This is a genomic window from Paracoccus indicus, from assembly GCF_003056335.1.
GTDB classification, from domain to species: Bacteria; Pseudomonadota; Alphaproteobacteria; order Rhodobacterales; family Rhodobacteraceae; genus Paracoccus; species Paracoccus indicus.
Map to the genome: position 1 here is coordinate 1 of NZ_PYWA01000011.1, position 25,033 is coordinate 25,033.

Annotated in this window: 28 protein-coding genes; 10 read left to right on the top strand and 18 right to left on the bottom strand. The window is 64.9% G+C overall.

The window, feature by feature from the left end; all coding sequences use genetic code 11:
* The 4 genes from DDE75_RS17545 to DDE75_RS15640 all read right to left on the bottom strand — a co-directional run.
* The coding region (locus DDE75_RS17545) for a hypothetical protein (protein WP_211659368.1) at positions 1 to 214 on the bottom strand (214 nt) is incomplete at its 3' end.
* 195 nt (positions 215 to 409) lie between these two features.
* The gene (gene rpsI, locus DDE75_RS15630) at positions 410 to 898 is read right to left on the bottom strand and encodes a 30S ribosomal protein S9 (protein WP_108503321.1); all 489 of its coding nucleotides are present in this window, start codon (positions 896 to 898) and stop codon (positions 410 to 412) included.
* A 2-nt stretch (positions 899 to 900) separates the two neighbouring features.
* Positions 901 to 1,365: a 50S ribosomal protein L13 gene (gene rplM / locus DDE75_RS15635; protein ID WP_072298516.1), complete on the bottom strand. Its 465-nt coding sequence runs from the start codon at positions 1,363 to 1,365 to the stop codon at positions 901 to 903.
* 148 nt (positions 1,366 to 1,513) lie between these two features.
* Positions 1,514 to 1,939, bottom strand: coding sequence for a PaaI family thioesterase (locus DDE75_RS15640; protein WP_108503322.1), 426 nt, complete (start codon positions 1,937 to 1,939; stop codon positions 1,514 to 1,516).
* A 57-nt stretch (positions 1,940 to 1,996) separates the two neighbouring features.
* On the opposite strand from DDE75_RS15640, the gene DDE75_RS15645 reads away from it, so the two are divergent.
* On the top strand, positions 1,997 to 2,779 hold the full coding sequence (locus DDE75_RS15645) for an enoyl-CoA hydratase (protein ID WP_108503323.1): 783 nt from the start codon (positions 1,997 to 1,999) through the stop codon (positions 2,777 to 2,779).
* A gap of 3 nt (positions 2,780 to 2,782) precedes the next feature.
* Here DDE75_RS15645 and murD read toward each other — a convergent pair whose 3' ends face one another.
* The 9 genes from murD to DDE75_RS15690 all read right to left on the bottom strand — a co-directional run bounded on the left by murD (position 2,783) and on the right by DDE75_RS15690 (position 13,535).
* Positions 2,783 to 4,186, bottom strand: a complete 1,404-nt coding sequence (murD, locus tag DDE75_RS15650) for a UDP-N-acetylmuramoyl-L-alanine--D-glutamate ligase (protein ID WP_108503324.1) — start codon at positions 4,184 to 4,186, stop codon at positions 2,783 to 2,785.
* A gap of 32 nt (positions 4,187 to 4,218) precedes the next feature.
* Entirely contained in the window at positions 4,219 to 5,301 is a 1,083-nt protein-coding gene (gene mraY, locus DDE75_RS15655) for a phospho-N-acetylmuramoyl-pentapeptide-transferase (protein WP_108503325.1), read from the bottom strand.
* Positions 5,302 to 5,305: 4 nt separating this feature from the next.
* A complete protein-coding gene (locus DDE75_RS15660; protein ID WP_108503326.1) occupies positions 5,306 to 6,676 on the bottom strand; it encodes a UDP-N-acetylmuramoyl-tripeptide--D-alanyl-D-alanine ligase in 1,371 nt (456 codons plus the stop codon).
* Complete coding sequence (locus DDE75_RS15665; protein ID WP_170310964.1) at positions 6,673 to 8,172, bottom strand: UDP-N-acetylmuramoyl-L-alanyl-D-glutamate--2,6-diaminopimelate ligase; 1,500 nt, start codon at positions 8,170 to 8,172, stop codon at positions 6,673 to 6,675. The genes DDE75_RS15660 and DDE75_RS15665 overlap by 4 nt, the downstream gene beginning before the upstream one ends.
* On the bottom strand, positions 8,169 to 10,001 hold the full coding sequence (locus DDE75_RS15670) for a peptidoglycan D,D-transpeptidase FtsI family protein (protein WP_108503328.1): 1,833 nt from the start codon (positions 9,999 to 10,001) through the stop codon (positions 8,169 to 8,171). Before DDE75_RS15670 ends, DDE75_RS15665 begins: the two co-directional genes overlap by 4 nt.
* Positions 9,998 to 10,348: a cell division protein FtsL gene (gene ftsL / locus DDE75_RS15675; protein ID WP_108503329.1), complete on the bottom strand. Its 351-nt coding sequence runs from the start codon at positions 10,346 to 10,348 to the stop codon at positions 9,998 to 10,000. Before ftsL ends, DDE75_RS15670 begins: the two co-directional genes overlap by 4 nt.
* Complete coding sequence (rsmH, locus tag DDE75_RS15680; protein ID WP_108503330.1) at positions 10,348 to 11,316, bottom strand: 16S rRNA (cytosine(1402)-N(4))-methyltransferase RsmH; 969 nt, start codon at positions 11,314 to 11,316, stop codon at positions 10,348 to 10,350. Before rsmH ends, ftsL begins: the two co-directional genes overlap by 1 nt.
* Positions 11,317 to 11,320: 4 nt before the next feature.
* Positions 11,321 to 11,872 (bottom strand): division/cell wall cluster transcriptional repressor MraZ, encoded by a 552-nt coding sequence (locus tag DDE75_RS15685; protein ID WP_108503331.1) that lies wholly within the window; start codon positions 11,870 to 11,872, stop codon positions 11,321 to 11,323.
* 577 nt (positions 11,873 to 12,449) lie between these two features.
* Complete coding sequence (locus DDE75_RS15690; protein ID WP_108503332.1) at positions 12,450 to 13,535, bottom strand: Mrp/NBP35 family ATP-binding protein; 1,086 nt, start codon at positions 13,533 to 13,535, stop codon at positions 12,450 to 12,452.
* Between the two features lie 337 nt (positions 13,536 to 13,872).
* Here DDE75_RS15690 and DDE75_RS15695 point away from each other — a divergent pair, with 337 nt between their 5' ends.
* The 8 genes from DDE75_RS15695 (at position 13,873) to DDE75_RS15730 (ending at position 20,377) form a co-directional block, all read left to right on the top strand.
* The gene (locus DDE75_RS15695; RefSeq protein ID WP_083554500.1) at positions 13,873 to 14,100 is read left to right on the top strand and encodes a DUF1127 domain-containing protein; all 228 of its coding nucleotides are present in this window, start codon (positions 13,873 to 13,875) and stop codon (positions 14,098 to 14,100) included.
* Positions 14,101 to 14,700: 600 nt separating this feature from the next.
* Positions 14,701 to 14,916, top strand: a complete 216-nt coding sequence (locus DDE75_RS15700) for a hypervirulence associated TUDOR domain-containing protein (protein ID WP_108503333.1) — start codon at positions 14,701 to 14,703, stop codon at positions 14,914 to 14,916.
* 39 nt (positions 14,917 to 14,955) lie between these two features.
* The gene (locus tag DDE75_RS15705) at positions 14,956 to 15,735 is read left to right on the top strand and encodes a 23S rRNA (adenine(2030)-N(6))-methyltransferase RlmJ (protein ID WP_108503334.1); all 780 of its coding nucleotides are present in this window, start codon (positions 14,956 to 14,958) and stop codon (positions 15,733 to 15,735) included.
* A gap of 72 nt (positions 15,736 to 15,807) precedes the next feature.
* A complete protein-coding gene (locus DDE75_RS15710; protein ID WP_108503413.1) occupies positions 15,808 to 16,101 on the top strand; it encodes an FtsB family cell division protein in 294 nt (97 codons plus the stop codon).
* Positions 16,102 to 16,208: 107 nt separating this feature from the next.
* Positions 16,209 to 17,243 (top strand): pyruvate dehydrogenase (acetyl-transferring) E1 component subunit alpha, encoded by a 1,035-nt coding sequence (gene pdhA, locus DDE75_RS15715; protein WP_108503335.1) that lies wholly within the window; start codon positions 16,209 to 16,211, stop codon positions 17,241 to 17,243.
* Between the two features lie 14 nt (positions 17,244 to 17,257).
* Positions 17,258 to 18,625 (top strand): pyruvate dehydrogenase complex E1 component subunit beta, encoded by a 1,368-nt coding sequence (locus tag DDE75_RS15720; protein ID WP_108503336.1) that lies wholly within the window; start codon positions 17,258 to 17,260, stop codon positions 18,623 to 18,625.
* 13 nt (positions 18,626 to 18,638) lie between these two features.
* Positions 18,639 to 19,979, top strand: a complete 1,341-nt coding sequence (locus DDE75_RS15725; protein WP_108503337.1) for a pyruvate dehydrogenase complex dihydrolipoamide acetyltransferase — start codon at positions 18,639 to 18,641, stop codon at positions 19,977 to 19,979.
* Positions 19,980 to 20,146: 167 nt separating this feature from the next.
* Positions 20,147 to 20,377: a hypothetical protein gene (locus DDE75_RS15730; RefSeq protein ID WP_108503338.1), complete on the top strand. Its 231-nt coding sequence runs from the start codon at positions 20,147 to 20,149 to the stop codon at positions 20,375 to 20,377.
* 72 nt (positions 20,378 to 20,449) lie between these two features.
* On the opposite strand, the gene DDE75_RS15735 is transcribed toward DDE75_RS15730, so the two are convergent.
* The 5 genes from DDE75_RS15735 to DDE75_RS15755 all read right to left on the bottom strand — a co-directional run bounded on the left by DDE75_RS15735 (position 20,450) and on the right by DDE75_RS15755 (position 24,311).
* Positions 20,450 to 20,968, bottom strand: a complete 519-nt coding sequence (locus DDE75_RS15735; RefSeq protein WP_108503339.1) for a type 1 glutamine amidotransferase domain-containing protein — start codon at positions 20,966 to 20,968, stop codon at positions 20,450 to 20,452.
* Positions 20,969 to 21,030: 62 nt separating this feature from the next.
* On the bottom strand, positions 21,031 to 21,801 hold the full coding sequence (locus DDE75_RS15740) for a division plane positioning ATPase MipZ (RefSeq protein ID WP_108503340.1): 771 nt from the start codon (positions 21,799 to 21,801) through the stop codon (positions 21,031 to 21,033).
* Between the two features lie 109 nt (positions 21,802 to 21,910).
* On the bottom strand, positions 21,911 to 22,840 hold the full coding sequence (locus DDE75_RS15745) for a DMT family transporter (protein ID WP_245894774.1): 930 nt from the start codon (positions 22,838 to 22,840) through the stop codon (positions 21,911 to 21,913).
* A complete protein-coding gene (locus DDE75_RS15750; protein WP_108503341.1) occupies positions 22,837 to 23,409 on the bottom strand; it encodes a peroxidase-related enzyme in 573 nt (190 codons plus the stop codon). The genes DDE75_RS15745 and DDE75_RS15750 overlap by 4 nt, the downstream gene beginning before the upstream one ends.
* Positions 23,410 to 23,462: 53 nt before the next feature.
* The gene (locus DDE75_RS15755) at positions 23,463 to 24,311 is read right to left on the bottom strand and encodes a LysR family transcriptional regulator (RefSeq protein ID WP_108503342.1); all 849 of its coding nucleotides are present in this window, start codon (positions 24,309 to 24,311) and stop codon (positions 23,463 to 23,465) included.
* Between the two features lie 98 nt (positions 24,312 to 24,409).
* Between DDE75_RS15755 and DDE75_RS15760 the strand changes: the two genes are divergently transcribed.
* On the top strand, positions 24,410 to 24,997 hold the full coding sequence (locus DDE75_RS15760) for an FMN-dependent NADH-azoreductase (protein ID WP_108503343.1): 588 nt from the start codon (positions 24,410 to 24,412) through the stop codon (positions 24,995 to 24,997).
* Positions 24,998 to 25,033: the final 36 nt, after the last annotated feature.

Below are 25,033 nucleotides of genomic sequence, written 5' to 3' on the forward strand. Positions count from 1 at the left end.
GACCGCCCACATATCTCTTCAGATAAACTATCAATGTCAAAAAGCAGAGGAACAAAATCACCAGAGAAGCGCCAATCAATCGACGCCCGCTCCAGACAATCCGAACCAGAATTTCGTCCCGGTCAACTGCGCCTTCCAGCGCCGCCTTCCCGGCCCCTCCAGCGTTCCCGCCTTCGGTGAAGCGGTGTTTAGACAGACCGAACCAGAGACGCAACAACAAAATTCACCTCACATGCATTTTTTCTGAATTCTGTCCAAAACCCCGGCAAATAGCGCATCGCGAGGCGGCCTTAAAATGCCCTGCCCGCCCTACTCGGCGCAGAGGAAAGGGAATCGGCGTCCGCCACAACGCAAAAGGCGCGACCCAAACGGGCCGCGCCTTCGCAAATCGACATGAAGCAGTGAAAGATCAGCGCTTCGAGAACTGGAAGCTGCGGCGTGCTTTCGCGCGGCCGTACTTCTTACGCTCGACCACGCGGCTGTCGCGGGTCAGGAAGCCAGCTGCCTTCAGCGCGGCGCGCAGGCCGGGCTGGTGCAGTTGCAGCGCCTGGCTGATGCCGTGCTTGACCGCACCCGCCTGGCCCGACAGACCACCGCCCTTGACGGTTGCGGTCACGTCGTACTGGTCGGCAACGCCGGCCACGTCGAAGGGCTGGCGCAGGATCATCTGCAGAACGGGACGCGCGAAATAGGCGTTGATGTCCTTACCGTTCACGGTGACCTTGCCCGAACCGGGCTTGACCCAAACGCGTGCGACGGCGTCCTTGCGCTTGCCGGTTGCATAGGAACGGCCCAGATCGTCGATCTGCGCTTCGTGGACAACGGCGGTGGCTGCATCAGCCGAGGTGCCGGTGACGGCCGACTTCAGGTCGTCCAAGGTTTTGATGTCTTCGGCCATGCTCATGCGCTCCGGGTGTTTTTGGGGTTCAGGACCTTGACGTCCAGAACTTCGGGCTGCTGTGCTTCGTGACCATGCTCGGCGCCGGCATAGACGCGCAGATGGGTCATCTGCTGCTTGCCCAGCTTGTTGCGGCTGATCATGCGCTCGACTGCCTTGATCACCACGCGCTCGGGGTGCGCGCCTTCCAGGATCTGGCGTGCCGTGCGGTGCTTGATGCCGCCCGGGTGGCCGGTGTGCCAGAAGTATTTCTTGTCGTCACGCTTCTTGCCGGTCATCTGCACCTTGTCGGCGTTGATGATGATGACATTGTCGCCCATGTCCATGTGCGGCGTGTAGCTGGGCTTGTGCTTGCCCCGCAGGCGGTTGGCGACGATCGTAGCAAGACGGCCCAGAACGACGCCTTCGGCGTCGATCAGGATCCACTTCTTCTCGATATCCGCCGGTTTTGCGGTAAAGGTTTTCATCTGTCGTCCCTTCAGGGTCGTAATCATTCGAGATGGGGGTGTATCGAAGATTGCGCCCCCTGCGTCAAGCCCGATGCGCGCCGATAATTCATTCAAAAACAATGTCTTGAAATATAGGTATCAATATACCCCAATGCACGCCCTGATTTTACGGGCGTTCGGGCGGAATCGAATAGGTCATCGAACAGCGCGCGACCGGTGCATCCGTACCGTCCGACCGGATCAGCACATCGGCCACGGCCAGCACCCGCCCCAGCTTCAGGATGCGGCAATCGGCCAGCAGATCCACCCCCGCCGCAGGCTTGCGCATGAAGTCGATCGAGGCATTCGTCGTCACCGCCAACCCGACCGGACCGATCCGCGACAGGATCGCGCAATAGACCGCCAGATCCGCCAACGCGAACATCGACGGCCCGCTGACCGTTCCGCCCGGACGCAGATGCCCGTCCCCGACCCTCAGCCGCGCCAAAACCCCACCGGGCGTCACGTCGTCGATGACATATTGCCCGGCCACCTGCGGAAAGTCGCTTTCCAGAAACGCGTTCAATGCCGCCGCATCCATGACGATGGTCATGCTTCCCCCCTTGCGATTTCCTCCCTAGGCTTTCGTCAATAGAGAGGAGAGCGCAAGATGGACCAGTTGCTGACCAGCAGCCGATCCGGGCATATCGCCCGGCTGACGCTGAACGACCCTGCCCGCTACAACGCCCTGTCCCTGCAGATGATCGAGGATCTGATCGACGCCCTGACCTGCATCGCCGGGCAGGACGATATCCGCGTCGTGATCCTGGCGGCGCAGGGCAAGGCATTTTCGGCCGGTCACGATCTGCGCCAAATGGTCGAGGGCACAGAGGCCGATGACGGGGCCGAACGGATGCGCCACCTGTTCGACCGCTGCGCCACGCTGATGCAGCTGATCCCCACCCTGCCCCAGCCCGTCATCGCGCAGGTTCAGGGCATCGCCACGGCGGCGGGCTGTCAGCTTGTGGCATCCTGCGACATGGCGGTCGCGGCCGACACCGCGCGCTTCGGTGTGAACGGCGTATCGCTCGGGCTGTTCTGCACCACGCCGATGGTGGCCCTGACCCGCGCCATACCGCCCAAGGCCGCCTTCGAGATGCTGACGACCGGCGATTTCATCGACGCGGCCCGCGCCCGTGAACTGGGGCTGATCAACCGCACCGCCCCGCCCGATGATCTGGAGGCGGCAACCCTGCAACTGGCCGAAAGTGTCGCCGCCAAGCTGCCCGCCGCCATCCGGCTTGGAAAGGCGGCCTTTCATCGGCAGATGAACCAGCCGCTGGACGTGGCCTATCAGGGCGCCGGGCAGACCATGTGTGACAATGTCATGCTGCCCGACACCATCGAGGGCATGCGGGCGTTTCTGGAAAAGCGCCCTCCCGCATGGAGCTAGGCGTCACGCGTCCTGCAGCGACAGGACCAGTTGGACGAAATCCTCTCCGCGCTTTTCAAAGTTCGGATATTGGTCGAAACTGGCAGCCGCCGGGGCCAGCAGAACGGTGTCGCCGGGCTGGGCCTCGGCTGCGGCACGGGCCACGGCCTGCGCCATCGTCTCGCAAATCTCATGCGGGGTCTTGCCGATTTCCAAGGCAAAATCGCGGGCCGAATGGCCAATCAGATAGGCCTTGGCGACATTCTGCAGATGAGGTGCCAGCGCGGCGATGCCGCCCTCCTTGCCCAAGCCTCCGGCGATCCAGCGGATCTGCTTGAAGGCCTGCAACGCCTTGGCGGCCGCATCGACATTCGTGGCCTTGCTGTCGTTCACATAACGCACGCCATCGATCTCGGCGACGGTCTGACTGCGGTGGGGCAGACCGCTGAAGCTGTGCAGTGCCGCCTCGATCTGGCGCGGCGCAAGACCCACGGCACGACAGGCAGCATAGGCCGCGCAGGCGTTCTGGTGGTTATGCGCACCCGGCAGCCCCTGAATGGCCCGCAGGTCGATCGAGGCCGCCTGGCGTCCCTTGCGGTATTCCGACAGGAACCCCTTGCGGGCAAAGACCGACCAGGCCCCCCGCTCGAGCTTCTGCCCCGAGGAGATGCGGATCACCCGATCGTCCGCAGGTCCCATCGCCATCTGACCGGCCAGATAGAGCCCCTCGGGTTCATCGACGCCGATCACGGCGCGATCCGGGCCGCCTTCGGCGAACAGCCGACGCTTTGCCGCGAAATAGCCGCCGTGACCGCTGTGCCGGTCCAGATGGTCCGGCGATAGGTTGGTGAAGACCGCCACATCCGGCGTCAACGCGCGCGCCAGATCGGTCTGATAGCTGGACAGCTCCAGCACGACAACCTCGCCATCGGTGGCAGGCTCCAGCGACAGGACGCCGGTGCCGATGTTGCCACCCATCTGCGTGGGCCGTCCGCATTCCTGCAGGATATGATGGATCAGCGCCGTCGTCGTCGATTTGCCATTCGATCCGGTCACCGCGATCACGCGCGGTGCACGGTCGAAACCGTCCCAATCGGCAGTGGCATAGCTGCGGAAGAACAGACCGATGTCATTGTCCACCGGCACGCCGAGACGATAGGCCTTCTCGATCACCGGATGCGGCGCGGGATAGAGGTGCGGGATCCCCGGGCTGACGATCAGCGCCGTCACCCCGTGCCATCCCTCGTCCCGCGTCAGATCGACAATCCGCAGCCCGGCATCCTGCGCGGCCTGCCGCGTGTCGACGCCATCGTCCCATGCGATGACTTGCGCCCCGCCCGCAGCCAAGGCCGCAGCCGTCGCCTTGCCGGACCGGCCCAGCCCCAGAACCGCGATGGTCTGGCCTTCTACGTCTTCAACGGGAATCATGCTGTCTTACCTGTGCCGGGAATTGTCGAAACCTAGCGAAGCTTAAGCGTCGCCAGACCTATCAGCGCAAGGATCAATGAGATGATCCAGAAGCGGATGACGATCTGTGCCTCGCCCCAGCCCTTCTTTTCGAAGTGGTGGTGGATGGGGGCCATCAGGAAAACGCGCTTGCCGGTCTTCTTGAAATACAGAACCTGGATGATGACGCTCAGCGCCTCGACGACGAAAAGGCCGCCGACGATGGCCAGGACGATCTCGTGCTTGGTGACGACGGCGATGGCGCCAAGAGCGCCGCCCAGGGCAAGACTGCCCGTGTCACCCATGAAGACGGCCGCCGGGGGGGCGTTGTACCACAGGAAACCCAAGCCCCCACCGATCAGGGCAGCAACGAAGATCAGGATCTCGCCCGAGCCGGGGACGTGGTGGACGCCAAGATAATCGGTGAAATCGACGCGACCGACCGTATAGGCGATCACCCCAAGCGTGCCCGCCGCGATCATCACCGGCATGATGGCAAGACCGTCCAACCCGTCCGTCAGGTTCACCGCATTGGCCGAACCGACGATCACGATCATCGCGAAGGGGATGAACAGGAACGACAGGTTGATCAGCACGTCCTTGAAGATCGGCAGGGCCAACTGGTTCGACAGCTCGGCCGGATGCAGCCAGCTGGCGGCAGCGGCGGCCAGCGCCGCAATCAGCAGGCCCAACCCCATCCGCACGCGCGAACTGACGCCCTTGGTGTTGTGCTTCGAGACCTTGGCATAATCATCTGCAAATCCGATCCCGGCAAAGCCCGCCGTCACCAGCAGCACGATCCAGACATAGCCGTTGTCCAGCCGCGCCCAAAGCAGCGTGGTGAACATCAGCGCCGACAGGATCAGCAGGCCGCCCATGGTGGGGGTGCCGGCCTTCGACAGATGGCTTTCGGGACCATCGTCACGGATCGGCTGGCCCTTTTTCTGGACGCGGCGAAGATAGCTGATCAGGGGCTTTCCGAAGATGAAGCCGAAGATCAGCGCGGTAAAGAACGCGGCCCCCGCGCGGAAGGTGATATAGCGGAAGAGGTTGAAGAAATCCCCCCCCTCGGACAGGTTGCTGAGCCAGTAGAGCATGGCATTATTCCTTTTCTTGGGCGGCACGCGCGCGCATGGCGTCGACCACCGTCGAGATCCGCGAGGATTTCGATCCCTTGACCAGCACCACATCCCCGGCTTGCACCAGATGCGGCAGTTCGGCAGCAAGGTCAGTTGCGTTTTCCGCCCAAAGACCGCGTTTGGCCGGGGGCAGCGTGTCATGCAGGTGCCGCATCAGCGGACCCGCGGAATGGACCAGATCGACCTGACCCATCGCCGGATCATCGGCCACGGCGCGGTGCATTGCAATTTCATCGTCGCCCAGTTCCAGCATGTCGCCCAGAATGGCGACGCGCCGGTCCCCGGGCAGGCCCGCCAGCGTGGCCAGACCCGCCGCAAGCGATGCGGGATTGGCGTTGAAGGCATCGTCGATCAGGCGGATGCCGCCCAGCTCCTCGACCGCGCCGCGCCCTTTCGGGGGCTGCCAGTCGCAGATGGCCTTGGCCGCCGCCTTGAGGTCGGCCCCTGCCGCAGCCAGCGCGGCCAGGACGCCGGCCGCGTTCATGGCGAAATGCTTGCCGGTCGTCGGCAGGGCGAAGATCACCGTCTCGCCCTGAATGCGGGCGTGACAGTCCAGACGGCCGTCCTTGACCTGCGCGCGCATCAGCTTGGCGGCACCGTGTTCGCCGAAGCCGACCAGAATCGCGCCCGCCTCATCGGCGCAATCGCGCAGGATCTGCGTAACGGGCAGGTCCTCGGGGATCACGGCGGTACCGATTGGCTGAAGCCCTTGGAAGATCGAGCCCTTTTCGCGGGCGATCCCCTCGATGGCGCCGAAGGCCTGCAGATGCGCAGGCGCGACGGTGGTGATCATCGCCACATGCGGACGCGCCATGCGCGACAGGGGGGCGATCTCACCGGGATTGCTCATCCCGATCTCGATGATGGCGAAATCGGTATCGGCGGGCATGCGCGCCAAGGTCAGCGGCACGCCCCAATGGTTGTTGTAGCTGGCCTCGGCGGCATGCACTGCGCCCTGCCCTGCCAAGGCCACCCGCGCCATATCCTTGGTCGAGGTCTTGCCCACCGAACCCGTGATCGCGACCACCTTGGCCTGCGTGCGCGCACGACCGGCGCGACCCAGATCCTCCAGCGCGGCCAGAACGTCGGGCACGATCAGCAGCGGCGCATCGGGCGCCACGCCTTCGGGGACATGGGTGACCATCGCGGCCCCGGCACCCTTCTGCAGCGCCTGCGCCACGAAGTCATGCCCGTCGCGCGCGGCCTGCAGGGCCACGAAAAGATCGCCCTTGGCGATGGTGCGCGTGTCGATCGACACGCCATCCACGGCCCAATCGCCCTGTGCCTGCCCGCCCGTGGCGGCGGCGGCTTCTGCCGCTGTCCAGAGGCTCATATCCGGCCATCCAATGCCGCCACCGCGACCGAGGCCTGTTCGGCGTCGTCGAAGGGATAGACGTCGTTGCCGATGATCTGGCCGGTCTCATGCCCCTTGCCCGCGATCAGCAGCGCATCGCCCGGCTGCAGCGCATCGACGCCGCGCAGGATCGCCTCGGCCCGGTCGCCGATCTGCGTGGCCTCGGGGCCTGCGCCTTCCATCACGGCGGCGCGGATCAGTGCCGGATCCTCGGAGCGTGGGTTGTCGTCGGTGACGATCACCACATCGGCATGGTCCCGCGCGGCCTGCCCCATCAGGGGACGCTTGCCGGTGTCGCGGTCGCCGCCTGCGCCCATCACGACGATGATGCGTCCCATGACATGCGGACGCAGCGATTGCAGCGCCGCGATCAGCGCGCCTGGCTTATGGGCGTAATCGACAAAGACCGCCGCGCCGTTTTCGCGCTGCGCTGCCAGCTGCATCCGCCCGCGCACCGTCGCCAGATGCGGCAAGGTTGCGATGATCGCATCCGCGCTGTCACCCGAGGCAAGACACAGCCCCATGGCCGCCAGCACGTTTTCGGCCTGGAACCCGCCGATCAGGCCAAGCCGTACCATATGCGTCCGCCCCATGACCGAAAACCGCAGGTCCTGTCCCGTCGCATCATAGCGCTGGCCCAGGATCCGCAGCATCGCATCGGCATGGGTGCCGACCGTCGTCACCGCCAGCCCGCGATCCTGCGCGATGTCCAGCATCTGCCGTCCGCGCGGGCTGTCGATATTGATGACCGCCGAGGCGCCATCTTGCAGGATGTGGTTGAACAGCAGCGCCTTGGCCGCGAAATATTCGTCGAAGCCCGCGTGGTAATCCAGATGATCCTGACTGAAGTTGGTGAAGGCCCCGGCCTGCACGCGCACCCCGTCCAGACGGCGCTGGTCCAGGCCATGGCTGGATGCCTCCATCGCGGCATGGGTGACGCCTTCGCGCGTGGCCTCGGCCAGAACGCGGTGCAGCGTCAGGGGATCGGGCGTGGTATGGGCCAGCTTGGCGTTATAGTCGCCCTCGACCCCCATGGTGCCAAGGCTGATCGCGCTGTGGCCCAAGCGTTGCCAGATCTGGCGGGTAAAGCTGGCAACGCTGGTCTTGCCCGAGGTGCCGGTGACGGCGACCATATGATCGGGCTGCCAGCGGAACCACAGCGACGCGGCGCTGGCCAGGGCCGCACGCGGGTCTTCGGCCACGACCAGCGCACCGTCCCAATCGGCCAGCAGATCGGCCGCGATGCGCGCACCTTCGCGGTCGGTCAGGATGGCGGCGGCTTCCATGCGCAAGGCGTATTGGATGAATTCGCCGCCATGTACCGCCGAACCGGGCAGCGCCGCAAACAGATGCCCTGGCTTGACGGTGCGGCTGTCGATCGACAATCCGGTGATGACGGGATCGCGCCCGTCGCGTGAACGCAACCCCAGTTGCGCAAGCGTCACTCTGTCCTGGCTCACTGTCCCACCCGTCATTGATTTGCGACGAGCTTTATCCCACTCGCTTCCTCGGGTTCAACACGGGGTTCGAACCGGGCGCGGATCGTCGGCAGTTTTTCGTCACCCTTGGGCGACAGACCCAGCAGGGGACCGATGCGGCGGATCAGTTCTGCCGCGACGGGAACGGTGGTATTGCCCGCCGTGCGGCTTTCGCTGCCATATGCGGTCTCGACGCTCGGTTCGTCCAGGGACACGATCAGGACGTATTTCGGATCGCTGGCCGGGAAGGTCGAGGCGAAGGTCGCCATCACCTTGTTCTTGTAATAGCCGCCACTGGGACGCGGCTTGTCGGCGGTGCCGGTCTTGCCCGCGATCTCGTATCCCGGGACATCGGCCTGACGCGCAGTGCCGCGGGTCACCACCTGTCGCAGCATGTCGACGGCCATGGCGGCGGCACGGGGCGACAGGATCTGGTCACCTTCTGGGCGCTTGCGGCCATGCACCAGCGTCGGCGTCACGCGACGACCGTTGTTGGCGATGGTGGCATAAGCACTGGCCAGATGCAGCGGGCTGGCGGCCAGACCGTGACCGAAGCTGACGGTCGCGGCGGTCACGGCGGGCCAGCGCTGCGGCACCAGAGGCTGACCGGTCGACGCCTCGACCAGCTCAACCGGGGTCGGTTCGAACAGGCCCAGTTTCTGCAGGAAGTCCTTCTGGCGCTCGACGCCGATCATCTGCGCGATCCGCACCGTCCCCACGTTCGAGGATTTCACGATGATGTCCGTCGTGCTGAGGACGTCGCCGTAGTTGTGAAAATCGTTGATCCGGAACTTGCCGATGCGGATCGGCGTCTTGCCGCTGATCCCGGTCGAGGGGTTGATCAGCCCCAGGTCCAGCGCCTGCGCCACCGGGAAGATCTTGAAGGTCGATCCCAGCTCGTACTGGCCCTGCACCACGCGGTTGAACAGCGGGCTGTCCGAGGGGTCCCCCGTCAGCAGGGGGCGGGGTCGGTCGTTCGGGTCGAAATCGGGCAGGCTGGCCATGGCCATGATCTCGCCGGTCGAGACCTCCATCAGGACGCCCGCCGCACCCTTTGCGTTCATCACGTCCATCCCCGAGGCCAGCACCTCCTCCATCGCCTGCTGCAGGGTCAGGTCGATGGACAGCGACAGCGGCGCGCCCGAGTTGGCTGGATCGCGCAGCCAGGCGTCGAAGGCCTTTTCAACGCCAGCGATGCCGATGACCTCGGCGCTGTTCACGCCCTCGTTGCCGAAACCGGACCCGCCAAGGATATGCCCCGCGACGCCGCCGTTGGGATAGATGCGCATCTCGCGCGGGCCGAACAGCAGGCCGGGTTCGCCGATGTCATGGACCGCCTGCATCTGCTCGGGGCTGATCTTGCGCTTGATCCACATGAACTTGCGGTGGCCGGTGAAATCCTTCTTCAGACGCTCGACGTCCAGATCAGGGAAGATCCGGGCCAGGCCCTCGGCCGCGGCGATGGGATCGACCATCTGATGGGGGTGGGCATAGATCGAATGCGTCAGCAGGTTGGTGGCCAGGATGCGTCCGCGCCGATCGGTGATATCGGCCCGCTGCGACATGATCTGCGAGGACAGCACCTGCGCGCGGGGTTCCGACGGCTGGCTGGAGGCCAGGGCGCCCATGCGGACCCCCACCGTCCCGAAGGCAAGAAGGAAGCACCCCGCCATCAGCATCAGCCGCCCCTCGGCGCGGCGGCGGGCACGGTCCTGCAGGGCCTCGTGGCGCAGGCGGCGGTTCTCGGCCTCGATGTCGTCGGGGTCTTCGCCCCGTTCGCGCGCGCGCAGGATGCGGGCCAAGGGACGCAATGGAGTGCGGATCATGGCTGGACCTCGGGGTTGACGACGCCTTCCAGCACGACCAGCGGATCGACCGGAGGAGGCGGTTTGGGATAATCGATGTTGTCGAGCGAGATGAACTGCCCCATCTCGACCGGGACCAGCTGCAGGCGGTCGAAGTTCAGATCGACCAGCTGGCGCAGGCGTTCGGGGCGGTTCAGATAGGCCCATTCGGCACGCAGGACGCCCAATTCCTCGCGCAGCGATGCGATCTGGCGCTGGACCTGCGCCATTTCCCCGATCGAGGCCTGGGTGGCATAGTTTTCCCGATAGGCCCAGAAGGCCAGACCCATCACCACCAGCATTCCGGCGAAATAGGTGATCGAGCGCATCAGGCGGACCCCTTCCCCGGCAGGCGCGGCATGGCCAGCGAACGCGCATCGACATCGCCCGCAGGGGCGTCCGTGCGCACGCCCACCCGCAGCAGCGCCGAGCGTGCCCGCGGATTCGCATCCAGTTCGTCGGGGTCGGGACCGACGGCGCGGCGGAAGGGCATCTTGAAGGCGGGCGTCACCAGTTCCGTCACCGGCGCATAGCGGTTCCCCGCCCCACCCGCATCCGAACGCGCCTGCAGGAAGCGCTTGACGATGCGATCCTCCAGCGAATGGAAGCTGACGACGGCCAATTGCCCGCCGGGCTTCAGCGCCCGCTCGGCCGCCGAAAGGCCCGCGACCAGCTGTCCGAATTCGTCGTTCACCCAAATGCGGATCGCCTGAAAGCTGCGGGTGGCGGGATGACTCTGGCCGAACTTCGGGCGCGGCAGGCAGGATGCCACCACCTCGGCCAGCTGCGCGGTGCGGGCCAGCGGACGCGCGGCGACGATGGCCTTGGCGATCCTGCGCGAGGCGCGTTCCTCGCCATAATGATAAAGGACGTCGGCAATGACGCTTTCCTCGGCGGTGTTCAGCAGGTCGGCGGCGGAAGGCACATCGCCCCCCATCCGCATGTCCAGCGGACCGTCGCGCATGAAGGAAAAGCCGCGATCGGCCTGATCCAGCTGCATCGAACTGACGCCCAGATCCAGAACCACCCCGTCCAGCTGTTCGCCGGCAAGGTGGTCCATGTCCGAGAACGTCCCTTCGACCAGTTTCAGGCGATCGCCGTATTCGCCGCGCCACGCGTCGGCCATCTTGAAGACCGAAGGGTCGCGGTCGACGCCGATGACCCTCTCGGCCCCGGCAGCCAGCAGTCCACGGGCATAGCCGCCCGCGCCAAAGGTGCCGTCCAGCCAGACGCCGCCGACCGGCGCGACAGCGCGCAGCAGCGGGTTCAGAAGAACGGGGATATGCGGATCGGCCATGGGCTTACCCCTGTTCGGCTTGATGCAGGAAGGCGCGGGGGTCGAAGCCCGGCCCGTGCTGTGCGGTGAATTCCTCAAGCGCCTCGACGTCCTTGGGACGCGAATCCGGCGCATAGACCTGAACATAATCGCCACGCGATTCGAATATCGTCTCGGACCCTTCGGCAAAGCCCAGCTTTTCGCGCAGCTTCAGGGGCAGGACCAGACGGCCCTCGCGGTCGATCTCGAGGTCGGTGGATTGTCCGTTCATCAGCAGCTCCAGCCAGCGGCGTTCCTGGCTGCCGCGGGTCAGGCGGTCGATCTGTTCGTCGATCTCTTCGATGGCGTCGATGCTGTAAAGTTCCAGCCAGTTCCACCAGTCGGGACCATAGACGGCGACCAGCTGGGTGCGTCCGGTATTGGATGATGCGAAGCCCGGGTCGCCGGCATCGAAGACGCGTCTGAGGCGCGCGGGAATCGACATGCGACCCTTGCTGTCAACCTTGACGGTTTCGGTGCCTCTAAACTTACGCGCCACCTTTGCGCCCGCCCTCACTGTCCTGCCCCTTCCGGTCATCCGAAAGAGAAAGGGCGGACCGAGCTGCTGCCACTGCCCGATCCGCCGCCCTCGTTCCCGTTACCCGGGCCCCTTTGCGGGGTTGGTCGCCAGCCCTGTCGCGCGCCACCTTGGGGTTGGTGCTGCTCGCACGCGCGGGCCGGTCTGTTTGGAAAACGGTTGCCTGCATGAAGTCTGCTTCGTCTTCGCGGGGTCTTTGTCGCCCCGTTTCACTGCCCGTTTTCGTGATCTGGTTGTGACATGGGAATTCATGGGAAGCAACGGTATTGTTGGGCCCCGGACGGCATTCCGCCGACGGAAAAACCTGTACATCCTGCGTCGAATCGACCTTACGGCGCTTGCAACCGCAACCTGTGGTATAGTTGCATTTAAACAACACTAGATGTGGAACGTTTGGCCGCTTGCCATTTTTTGGGCGACTGCGGCACGTTCGGCACAGTTCACGGCGGTTCAAGCCTGATGTGCTACGAAATTCATGAAATCTTAACGGTCGATCACGGCCACTCACGAAAAAGGGAGGCCGCGGACCGCGACCTCCCGTATTTTCCCCCGTATCCCGTGAATTCCCGGGCCGGGTTCAGGCGATTCCCCCTTGGACCAGCCGATCGGCCAGGCGGGCATAGGCATCTGCAACCTTGCCTTCGCCCAGGGCGACGGGATGGCCGCTGTCACCCGCAAGGCGCACCTCCAGTTCCAGTGGCAATTCACCAAGGAATGGCAACCCGAGGGATTCGGCCTCGGAGGCGACGCCGCCGTGCCCGAACAGATGCGCCTCATGGCCGCAACTGGGGCATATATAAGAGGACATGTTCTCGATCAGCCCCAGAACGGGGGTCTTCAGCTTGCCGAACATGTCGATGGCGCGGCGCGCATCCAGCAGCGCAACATCCTGCGGAGTCGAGACGATGATCGCCCCCGTGACCGGCGCTTTCTGGCACAGGCTAAGCTGCACATCGCCGGTGCCGGGCGGCAGGTCGATCAGCAGCACATCCAGTTCGCCCCAGTTCACCTGCTGCAGCAGCTGCTGCAGGGCGCCCATCAGCATCGGACCACGCCAGACCAGTGCCTCGCCCTCTTTCAGCATCAGACCGATGGACATGACGGTGACGCCATGCGCGTGCAGCGGTTCGATCCGCTGGCCGTCGGGACTGGCGGGACGACCCGACAGCCCCATCATGCGCGGCTGCGAGGGACCATAGATGTCGGCATCCAGCAGGCCGACCTTGCGCCCGGCCTTGGCCAAAGCCACCGCCAGGTTCGATGTGACGGTCGATTTGCCGACGCCGCCCTTGCCAGATCCGATGGCGATGATGTTCTTCACGCCAGGAATCTCCTGCGGGCCCGATTGCGGCTTGGGGTGCCCGCCGATCTTCAGCGAGGGCGCATCGCCCGACACCGCCTTGGGCGGCGCCGCCTTGGCGGGGGCGGTCATGACGATATGGACGGCGGTGACATCGGGCATGGCCATGATCCGCGCCCTCGCCTCGGCCTCGACCGGCTCATAGGCCTTGGCGGTGGCGGCATTCTCGACCTCGAGGACGAATCGCACGGTCCCCGCATCGATGGAAATGGCCCTGACAATGTCGATCTGGCCCAGTGTTCCCCCCTGCGGAAGGGGGATATCCGAGATTGCCGTAAGGATCGCTTCGCGGGTGACGGGCATGTGAAAAACCTGTGTCTTGTTTGCTGGACACCATGAAGCACAGAAGTCGGCACCTCAACACCCCCTGCGACAAACCGGCCCCGACGGCCGCTAACCGCTTTCAATTGCAGGGATTTTGCGGATGCAGCGTGACCGCTAACGAATGTACTGTTTCAATTTTATGACGATATTTCATCAGCAAGGCGGCAGATAGGTCAGCAACAGTCATGCGTTTGCTGCATGGCAGCATTCGCAAACCGTGCGTTGTGCAATGCCGCCGCAAAGTCCATCTTCATCCCAACGAAACGCCGTACCAATCCGGGTCCGGCAGACGAGATGAACCGAAAGGATACCCACCATGGCTGTTTTCGCCCAAGCACAGAACGTCGCCGTTGACACCGGTCTTCGTGGCCGCTTTCTGACCGCGATCCAGCGTATGCAGGAAAACCGCGCACGCCGCGCCGTTTACCGCCAGACCGTGCGTGAACTGAATGCGCTGACCACCCGCGATCTGGACGATCTGGGCATCAACCGCACCATGATCACCCGCCTGGCACGCGAAGCCGCATACGGCTCGGCCCAGTAAGAATTCGAATTCCCGGCCACCTCCTCCTCCCTGTGGTCGGGACCGGCGACATCCCTTTCTCCTCCTCCCTGGGGATGTCGCCCAAAGTTACGCCGGAACCCGATCCTCCTCCCCGGGTTACCAGCGGATAGCGGCGACCTCCTCCTCCTCCCTGAGGTCGCCGCAACATCATAGCCGCCCCATCTGCGGCAACGTTTACGCCGGGTCTCCTCCTCCTCCCTGAGACCCCGGTGTTCGCGGTGAAGGCCCTCCTCCTCCCTGGCCGGCACCGCACCCAAAACGCGGCCCCTCCTCCTCCCTGGGCCAGCGTTTCGCGGCGACCCCCTCCTCCTCCCTGGGGTCGCCGCATCAGACATAGCCGCCCTGTTCGCGGCAACCAGATACGCCGGGTCTCCTCCTCCTCCCTGAGACCCCGGTGTTCGCGGTGACGGCCCTCCTCCTCCCTGGCTGCACCGCACCCAAAACGCGGCCCCTCCTCCTCCCTGGGCCAGCGTTTCGCGGCGACCCCCTCCTCCTCCCTGGGGTCGCCGCATTTTCATTTCAGCGGAACCCTGCACCCGATCGCGCATTCCCATCTGGAACACGCGAACCGGAGGCATCATGATTCTGCGCAAGGGAACCAAGGTCGAATGGGACTGGTCGGGCCATTCCGCGACCGGCAAGATCACCGAGATCTTCCGCGAGGACGTCAGCCGTCAGATCAAGGGGACGACCATCACCCGCAAGGCCAGCCGCGACGATCCCGCCTATCTGATCGAACAGGACGACGGCGACCGCGTGCTGAAAAGCCGGTCCGAGCTGAAGCGCGCCGATTGACCGCTTTCCGTGCCCGCGGAAGGGCGCTAAGCGTGGATCATGCTCAGTTATCAACACGCCTATCACGCAGGAAACCTGGCCGATCTGCACAAGCACGCGCTGCTGGCGGTCGCCATGGAATATCTGACCCGCAAGGACAAGCCGTTGTCCTATCTGGAAACCCATGCGGGTCGCGGCCTTTACGACCTGACTGGCCCCGAGGCCCGCAAGACGGGCGAGGCCGAGGCCGGCATCACCCGCGCCCTTGCCGACGACTGGCTGCCGGGCGATCACCCGCTGATGGATGCGCTGGCGGCGATCCGCAGGTCGCGCGGGCCTGACGTCTATCCCGGCTCGCCGCTGGTGGCCGCGCATTTCATCCGCCCCGATGATCGCATCCATCTGGCCGAACTGCACCCCGCCGAACATCAGGCCCTCCGCTCCGTGGCCGGTTTCGCCACCCTGCACGCCCGCGACGGGTTCGAGATGGCGCAGGCGCAATGCCCGCCGACCCCGCGCCGAGGCATGCTGCTGATCGATCCCAGCTATGAGATCAAGGCAGAATACGACATCGTCCCACGCCAGATCGGCCTGCTGGCCCGCAAGTGGAACGTCGGCGTGATCGCGCTGTGGTATCCGATCCTGACCGATCACCGGCATCTGGCCATGACCGCGCAGCTGACCAGCCAGTTCCCCGACGCCCTGCTGTCCGAGGTGCGCTTCCCGCCTGCACGCGACGGCCATTCGATGATCGGATCCGGCATGTTCGTCATCAACCCGCCCTGGGGCCTCGCCGAGGAAGCGCAACGGCTTGAGGCGATCTTCCGCAGCCGCGCCTGACAAGATGCATCACGGGGATTCCCCCGCCGGTTGCGCTGTGGCATGATCGGCAGCGCCACAAGGAACAGCCCCATGCCTCAACGCCTGTCGATCGGCGCGACCGTCTATCTTGTCGTCATCTGCGCCCTCGGTCTCTATTTCGCCTTTGCGGCCGTGCAAGGCCCATCGGGCATCCTGCGCCGCATCCAGATCGAGGCCGAGACGGCCGATCTGGAATCGCAGCGCAACGACCTTCAGGCCGAGGTCGAGCGAATGCAGAACCTGACCCACCGCCTGTCGGACGATTACCTGGACATCGATCTTCTGGACGAACGCGCCCGCGAAGTTCTGGGGTTGCTGCGTTCGGATGAAATCATCCTGCGCTGAGGGGCGGCCACGGGCGGTTTTGACCGGCATTGCACGGCTGCAACCGATGGGTTACGGATTAGTTTAACGCTGAACTATCCCTACCACGCTCCAGGAGGATACGCCGCATGGCCAGGAAACCCAGCCCCCAACCGGAGGCGCCTTCGAACGTATCGAAGGACGAGCTGCTGCAATATTATCGGGACATGCTGCTGATCCGCCGATTCGAGGAAAAGGCCGGTCAGCTTTACGGCATGGGCCTGATCGGTGGTTTCTGCCACCTCTATATCGGTCAGGAAGCCGTCGTCGTGGGTCTGGAAGCCTGCGCCAAGGAAGGCGACAAGCGCATCACCAGCTATCGCGACCACGGTCACATGCTGGCCTGCGGCATGGAAGCCCGCGGCGTCATGGCCGAGCTGACCGGCCGCGAAGGCGGCTACTCCAAGGGCAAGGGCGGCAGCATGCACATGTTCAGCCGCGAGAAGCATTTCTATGGCGGGCATGGCATCGTGGCCGCGCAGGTGCCGCTTGGCGCGGGCCTTGCCTTCGCCGACAAATACCTGGGCAACGACAACGTCACCTTCACCTATTTCGGTGACGGCGCCGCGAACCAGGGCCAGGTCTACGAGACCTACAACATGGCCGCCCAATGGGATCTGCCGGTCATCTTCGTGATCGAGAACAACCAGTACGCCATGGGCACCAGCGTCAAGCGCTCGACCAAGTCGACCAGCCTCTTTGGTCGCGGCGAGGCCTTCGGCATCTCGGGCGAGCAGGTCGATGGCATGGACGTGATGGCCGTCAAGGCCGCCGGTGAAAAGGCCGTGGCCCACTGCCGTGCAGGCAAGGGCCCCTATATCCTGGAAGTGATGACCTATCGCTATCGCGGACATTCGATGTCCGACCCGGCCAAGTACCGGACCCGCGAGGAAGTCCAGAAGATGCGCGACGAACGCGATCCGATCGAGAACATCCGCGAGCTGCTGCTGCAGGGCAAGCATGCCTCCGAGGAGGAGCTGAAGGCGCTGGACAAGGAAATCAAGGACGTCGTCAACGACTCGGCCGAGTTCGCCAAGGAAAGCCCCGAGCCCGCCCTGGACGAGCTCTGGACCGACATCTATGCCACCGAACTGCCGCAGGGCAGTGCCGAAGAAAACGCCTGAGGGGGTGACGTAACATGGCTACCGAAATCCTGATGCCTGCCCTGTCCCCCACGATGGAGGAAGGCACGCTTGCGAAATGGCTGAAGAAGGAAGGCGACGAGGTCAAATCCGGCGACATCCTGGCCGAGATCGAGACCGACAAGGCCACGATGGAATTCGAGGCTGTCGATGAAGGCATCCTGGGCAAGATCCTGGTCCAGGAAGGCGAACAGGGCGTCAAGGTGAACACGCCCATTGCCGTCCTGATCGAGGAAGGCGAAAGCGCCGACGACATCAAGGCCCCGGCCGAAGCCGAAGCCCCCGCTGAAGCCGCGCCTGCCGAAAAGCCCACCACCTCGGCCGTGGAAGAGGTCAAGACCCCTGCCCCCGACACCAGCCCCGACTGGCCCGAGGGCACCAAGATGAAGACCATGACCGTGCGCGAAGCGCTGCGCGAAGCCATGGCGGAAGAAATGGAACGCGACGACACCGTCTTCCTGATGGGCGAAGAGGTCGGCGAATACCAGGGCGCCTACAAGATCAGCCAGGGCCTGCTGGACAAGTTCGGTCCGCGCCGGGTCGTCGACACGCCGATCAGCGAAATCGGCTTTGCCGGCATTGGCACGGGGGCGGCGCTGGCCGGCCTGCGCCCGATCGTGGAATTCATGACCTTCAACTTCGCCATGCAGGCGATGGACCACATCATCAACTCGGCTGCCAAGACGCTGTACATGTCGGGCGGTCAGATGGGTGCGCCGATGGTCTTCCGCGGCCCGAACGGCGCTGCTGCCCGCGTGGGTGCCCAGCACAGCCAGGATTACGCCGCATGGTTCGCCGCCATTCCCGGCCTGAAGGTCGTGATGCCCTATTCGGCAGCCGATGCGAAGGGCCTGATGAAGCAGGCGATCCGCGATCCGAACCCGGTCATCTTCCTGGAGAACGAAATCCTCTATGGCCGCAGCTTCGAGGTCCCGGACCTGGAAGACTTCACCATTCCCTTCGGCAAGGCCCGCATCGCCCGCAAGGGTGACGACGTGACCATCGTCAGCTTCGGCATCGGCATGGCCCACGCGCTGGAAGCCGCAGACAAGCTGGCCGAGGAGGGCATCGAGGCCGAAGTGATCGACCTGCGGACCCTGCGCCCGCTGGATTACGGCTCGATCCTGGAATCGGTCAAGCGGACCAACCGCTGCGTCACCGTCGAGGAAGGCTTCCCCGTCGGGTCCATCGGCAACCACATCTCGGCCTGGTTGATGGAGAACGCCTTCGACTATCTGGACGCGCCGGTCATCAACTGCACCGGCAAGGACGTGCCGATGCCCTATGCCGCAAACCTGGAAAAACACGCGCTGATCACGCCCGCCGAGGTCGTCGAAGCCGTGAAAAAAGTCACCTACAAGTAAGGGAGGCAACGCGATGCCCACGGAAATCCTGATGCCCGCGCTGTCCCCCACGATGGAGGAAGGCACGCTGGCCAAATGGCTGGTGAAAGAGGGCGACGAGGTCAAATCCGGCGATATCCTCGCCGAGATCGAGACCGACAAGGCCACGATGGAGTTCGAGGCCGTCGACGAAGGCACCATCGGCAAGATCCTGATCGCCGAAGGCACCTCGGGCGTGGCGGTCAACACCGCCATTGCCGTGCTGCTGGAGGACGGCGAATCCGCCGATGACATCTCGGCCCCGAAGGCGGATGCCAAGTCGGATGCCAAAGCCGACAGCGCCCCGGCCGAAGCCTCGCGCGAGGTTCAGGGCGAGGCGGACCGCGACATCTCGCCCGCCAAGCCTTCGGGTCCGGCGTCCAAGTCCGAAGACGGCAGCCGCATCTTCGCCTCGCCCCTTGCGCGGCGGATTGCTGCCGACAAGGGGCTGGACCTCTCCGCGATCAAGGGCTCGGGCCCGCGCGGTCGGATCGTCAAGGCCGATGTGGAAAGCGCCAAGCCGGGCGTGGCCCCTGCCAAGGCCGATGCCGCACCTGCCGCGGCCCAAGCCCCCGCGGCGGCAGCCACCCCCGCACAGGCCCCCAAGGGTCTGTCCACCGATGCCGTCATCAAGATGTATGCCGACCGCGAGACGACCGAGGTTCAGCTGGACGGCATGCGCCGCACCATCGCCGCGCGTCTGACGGAGGCCAAGCAGACCATCCCGCATTTCTATCTGCGCCGTTCGGCCAAGCTGGATGCGCTGATGGAGTTCCGCGCCACGCTGAACAAGCAGCTGGAGGGACGCGGGGTCAAGCTGTCGGTCAACGACTTCATCATCAAGGCCAGCGCCCTGGCACTGCAGCAGGTTCCTGACGCGAATGCGGTCTGGGCGGGCGACCGCATCCTGAAGCTGACGCCTTCGGACGTGGCCGTTGCCGTGGCCATCGATGGCGGTCTGTTCACTCCGGTCCTGAAGGACGCGCATCAAAAGACGCTGTCCACCCTCTCGGCCGAGATGAAGGATCTGGCAAGCCGCGCCAAGTCCAAGAAGCTGGCCCCCCATGAATACCAGGGCGGCAGCTTTGCGATCAGCAACCTGGGCATGTTCGGGATCGAGAATTTCGATGCCGTCATCAACCCGCCGCATGGCGCGATCCTGGCCGTCGGCGCGGGCGTCAAGACCCCCGTGGTCGAAGGCGATCAGGTCGTCATCCGCAACGTGATGTCGATGACGCTGTCGGTCGACCACCGCGTGATCGACGGCGCCATGGGGGCCCAGCTGCTGGAGGCGATCGTCGCCCATCTGGAAAACCCGATCGGCATGCTGGCCTGACGACCTATCCCGATAGAGGGGCGTCTATACCGATGCATTGATCGACACAGGCGGTACGGCAACCTAGCCTACCGCCTGTGTCATTTGTTCGCCTGCCTCCCCCCCCCCCCCGGCAGGCCGGCAGATGTTCCGTCAATGGTATCGCCATCCCAAGAAGGAGGATCGAGATGATCCCGAAGGCCTTTTCAATCCTTGTTGCAGCGGCAGCCCTGGCCGCCTGCACCCCGCGCAGCTTCGAGACCCCGCCTGTCATGGTCGAGACGCCGCAAGGTCCCGTGACCTGTCAGCTGTATACCTCCGGCCTGACGGATTGGGATCGCGCCACGGATGCCCCGGCCGGCATGTCGGTGGCTGTCGCGGACAGCTATTGCAAGAAGGAAGGGATGGCCCGCAAGTAGGTCCATTGAGAAACAAAGACGGCCGCGTCCGGATACCGGGCGCGGCCTTTCTTTTTCGACATCGTCGGTGGATCACGCGACAGACTTGGAAATGGCCTGCACAAAGTCATCCAGATCGTCGGGATTGCGGCTGGTGATCACGCCACGATCCTCGACCACGGATTGATCGACGACGTCGGCGCCCGCGTTGCGGATATCGCTGCGGATCGAGGTGAAGCTGGTCATCTTGCGACCCTCGGCCAGTCCTGCCTCGACCAGCAGCCACGGGGCGTGGCAGATGGCTGCGACGGGTTTGCCCGCATCCGCGAATGCCTTGATCAGGCCGACAGCCTTGTCGTTGACGCGAAGGTTGTCGGGGTTGATGACACCGCCCGGCAGGACAAGCGCATCGAAGCCTTCGGGGCTTTGATCGGCAATGGCCAGATCGGCCTTCACGGTCTTGCCCCAATCGTCTTTGTCCCAAGCCCGGATGTCACCGACCTCGGGGGCGGCGATGTGGACCTCGTGACCGGCGTCCTTCAGTTTCTCCAGCGGGACGAACAGCTCGGATTGCTCGAACCCGTCGGATGCCATGATCAGAATATTGGCCATGTTCGGTCTCCTTTGCTTCATGTCTTGTCGTGCAGACAATGCAAGGGACGGCGCGCAGGTTCCTAGAAGGTGACCGAGACGCCCGGCAGGTTCAGCTCGGTGATCAGATCGCGCAGCTCCTGCCGCGCCGCGATATGGGACATCGACAGCGTCTCGGTGCCCACATCCTTCAGGTCCAGCAGCGTCAGCCCGCGCGGGAAAAGCTCGCGGAAAATGACGCGTTCGGAAAAGCCCGGCGCCACGCGAAACCCGATGCGCTTGGACAGGGACGCCAGCGCCCCCCCGACCTTGCGCTTGTTGTGCATCTGCTGGGTGCCAAGCCGGTTGCGCAGGACCAGCCAGTCGATGGGTCCCGCCCCCGCCTGCCCCCGCATCTGACGCGCGCCCCAGACCATCTCGGCATAGATCGAGGGGCCAAGCACCTGCCCCTCGGGCGACAGGCGCGCCAGCAGGTCGAAATCGACGAAACTGTCGTTCATGGGGGTGATCAGCGTGTCGGCCACGGTATGCGCCATCTGGCTGAGCTTCGTATGCGATCCGGGGCAGTCCAGCAGGATGAAGTCGCACTGCTTTTCCAGCAGCTCCAGCGCGGGGGTCAGGGGGTCCGATCCCTCTCCCAGCTGGGCCAGGACGGGCATGGGCAGATCCAGGCCTTCGCGCGCGCGAAAGGCGCTGCGGTTTTCAAGATAGCGGGCAAAGCTGCGCTGGCGCACGTCCAGATCAAGGCCGCCGACGGTATGCCCCATGCGTGCCAAGGCGGTGGTCACATGCATGGACGTGGTCGACTTGCCCGACCCGCCCTTTTCGTTTCCGACCACGATGATATGCGCCACTGGCCGCCTCTTGTCCTGTCCCCTGACGCGAACCTAACTGCCGGTCAGGGCGAAGGAAAGTCACCGCGCACCCGGCGATCACGAATGGTTGCGCGGCGTCGCGATATGGTCACGCCGGCGGTGCGGAGCGCCTGATCAGCCGCCCGTCGATCATCGCCAGACCCAGCCCGATGACCGCCATGCCCAGCAGCTGGACCGCGCCCAAGCTCTCGCCCAGAAACAGCCAGCCCAGCAGGATCGCCGAGACGGGCACAAGGAAGGTCACAAGCGAGATGTTGGTGGCCCCTGCCCGTCCCAGGATGCGGAAGAACATCACATAGGCCAACCCGGTGCAGACCGCGCCCAGCACCAGCACCGCCAGCCAGACACGCCCCGGCACATCCATGGACGGCAGCCCGTCCACCGCCAGCGCAAGGGGCAGCAGCACGATGCTGGAGCCGGTGACCATGCCCGCCGCCGTCACCACCGGGTCGATGCCGCGCCTGCGGAACTGCCTGCCAAAGGCCGCGGCGCAGGCATAGCTGATCGCCGCCCCCAGCATCGCCACCTGCGGCAGCATCCCGTGGCCCCCGGACATGCTGTCCAGTCCGATCATCACGGCGACCCCGCCCAACCCCGTCGCGACCCCCGCCAGCCGCGTTAGATTTGCGCGTTCGTCAGTCAGGACCAGGGTCGAGACCAGCACCGTGAACAGCGGCGTCGTCGCATTCAGGATCGAGGCCAGCCCCGCCGGGATCGAGGTCTGCGCCCAGACGATCAGCCCGAAGGGGATCGCGTTGTTCAGCACCCCCATCACCAGGAATGCCCCCCAGAGGTCGGCCCCGCGCGGGATGGGGCGTCCGGTGACGATGACGACGCCCCAAAGGACCAGCGCCGCGACGGCGACGCGGATCGCGACGATGCTGATGACCGGCAGATGCCCCACGATCACGCCGATCAGAAAGAAGGAACCACCCCAGATCAGCGACAGCAGCAACAGCAGCGCCCAATCGGCGGCCTCCATCCGGGTGCTGATGGCGGGGGATGCGGCGGCGCTCATGGCTGGCGGCCCAGCATGTAGAATTCGTCGTTGGGGCGGATGTCGCCCGCGTTCACCAGCCGGTTCGACATGCCGAAGAAGGCGGCGATGGCGCCGATGTCCCAGATCTCGTCGGGGGTGAAACCCGCCTGTGCCAGCGCCTGATGATCGGCCTCCTCGATGTCCTGCGCGGCCAGCGCGACCTTTTCGGCATAGCGCAGCATGGCACGCTGGCGGTCGCTCAGATCGGCCTTGCGCCAGTTCACCGCCACCTGATCGGCGATCAGCGGGTCCTTGGCGCGGATGCGCAGGATTGCCCCATGGGCCACGACGCAATACTGGCAGCGGTTCAACCCGCTGGTCGCCACGACGATCATCTCGCGCTCGGCTTTGGTCAGACCCTCGTCCTTGTCCATCAGCGCATCGTGATAGGCGAAGAAGGCGCGGAATTCGGCCGGGCGATGGGCCAGCGCCAGAAAGACGTTCGGCACGAAGCCCGATTTTTCCGAGACCTTCGTGATGGTGTCGCGGATATCGGGCGGAAGGTTGTCCAGATCGGGGACGGCAAAGCGGCTGATGGGATGGGTCATGGCGTTCTCCTTGCGGCGCAGCCTGCCTCAGGTCGGGACCAAGCGAAAGCCCCTCAGCCGGGCTGTCGCAGGGCCGCCAGCGCGGCTTGCACCTTGGGCGTTCGATGCAGATCGACATGGGTGACGATCCATAGGTCGCCATTCCATTCCGGCAGGGACATCACCTCGATCAGGCCACGTGACCGATCGGCTGCCAAGGGACCGATGGCAAGCCCCTTGCGGATGACCATCTCGCGCGCGTCGGCGTCATTGGCGGTCAGCACGATGTTGCGCGGTTCCAGCCGCGGTTCCAGCCAGCGCATCAGGGGCGCATTGCGCGCCTCGGGGCCCGGCAGGGCGAAGCGGTGATCGCGGAGGTTCAACACGGGGCCGTGCCGGTCCAGATACTGCTGCGATGCGAACAGCGCCTGCTTGATGCTGCCCATCGACAGCACCACGTAATCGGGCTGCGTGGGCCGGGACCCCGCCCTGATGGCGACATGCGCCTCGCCCGAGGCAAGCCTGAACAATCGCACATCGGTCAGATAGCTGATGTGCAGATCGGGGTGCCGGGTCATCAGGGCGGCCAGACGCGGCATGACCAGATGGGCCAGCTCGGGGATGACGGTGACGATCAGCTCGCCCTCGATCCGCTGGCCGCTGCCCGCGATCTGGGCGGCCATCTGCGCGAAACGCTGGTCGGTCAGATCGGCGGTCTCCAGCAGGGTGCGCCCGGCCTCGGTCAGGGCATAGCCGCGGGGATGGCGCTGGAACAGGCGGGCCTGCAGCGCAGCCTCCAGCGCGTCGATGCGCCGGATCACGGTCGCATGATGCACGCCCAGATCGGCGGCCGCCCCGCTGACGGTTCCGGTGCGCGCGACGGCCAGCGCCACGCGGATGTCGTCCCAACTGTCGACGGTCATGTGCGCTCCTGCACAGGTATTGCGCGATTATCGGCCTTTCGTTCGCAGGTGCATAGGCATAAGTCGATGCCAACACCATGATACTCAAGGAGCCGCAGATGCATATCCTCCAAATTGACAGCGCCGTCACCGGCGAAGCCTCGGTCACCCGTCAACTGACTGCCGACATCACCGCCCGCCTGAAGAACGCCAACCCCGACGCCACGGTCACCTATCGCGACCTGAACGCCGGCGTGCCCGCCATCGACAGCACCTGGTTCGAGGCTGTCCGCGTCGGCGTCGACCAACCGACCGAGGCGCACAAGGCCCGCGTCGCCGATTCCGATGCCCTGCTGAAGGAAGTGCAGGACGCCGATACGCTGGTCATCGCGCTGCCGGTCTACAACTTTGCCCTGCCCGCGCAGCTGAAGAACTGGCTGGACCAGATCGCCCGCGCCGGTGTCAGCTTCCAATACACCGCCAACGGCCCCGAAGGTCTGCTGAAGAACAAGCGCGCCATCGTCGCCTATGCTTCGGGCGGCACGCCCTTCGGGTCCGACATGGACCATGCTTCGGGCTATCTGCGCCACATGCTGGGTTTCCTGGGGATCACGGATGTGTCCTTCGTCGCGGCCGACGGCCTGATGATGGATCGCGACGCCGCCTTCGCCCGCGCCAAGGAAGCCATGGACCAGATCGCCGCCTGATCCGACCCGTGAATGGAAACGGCCCCCAAGGTTGAC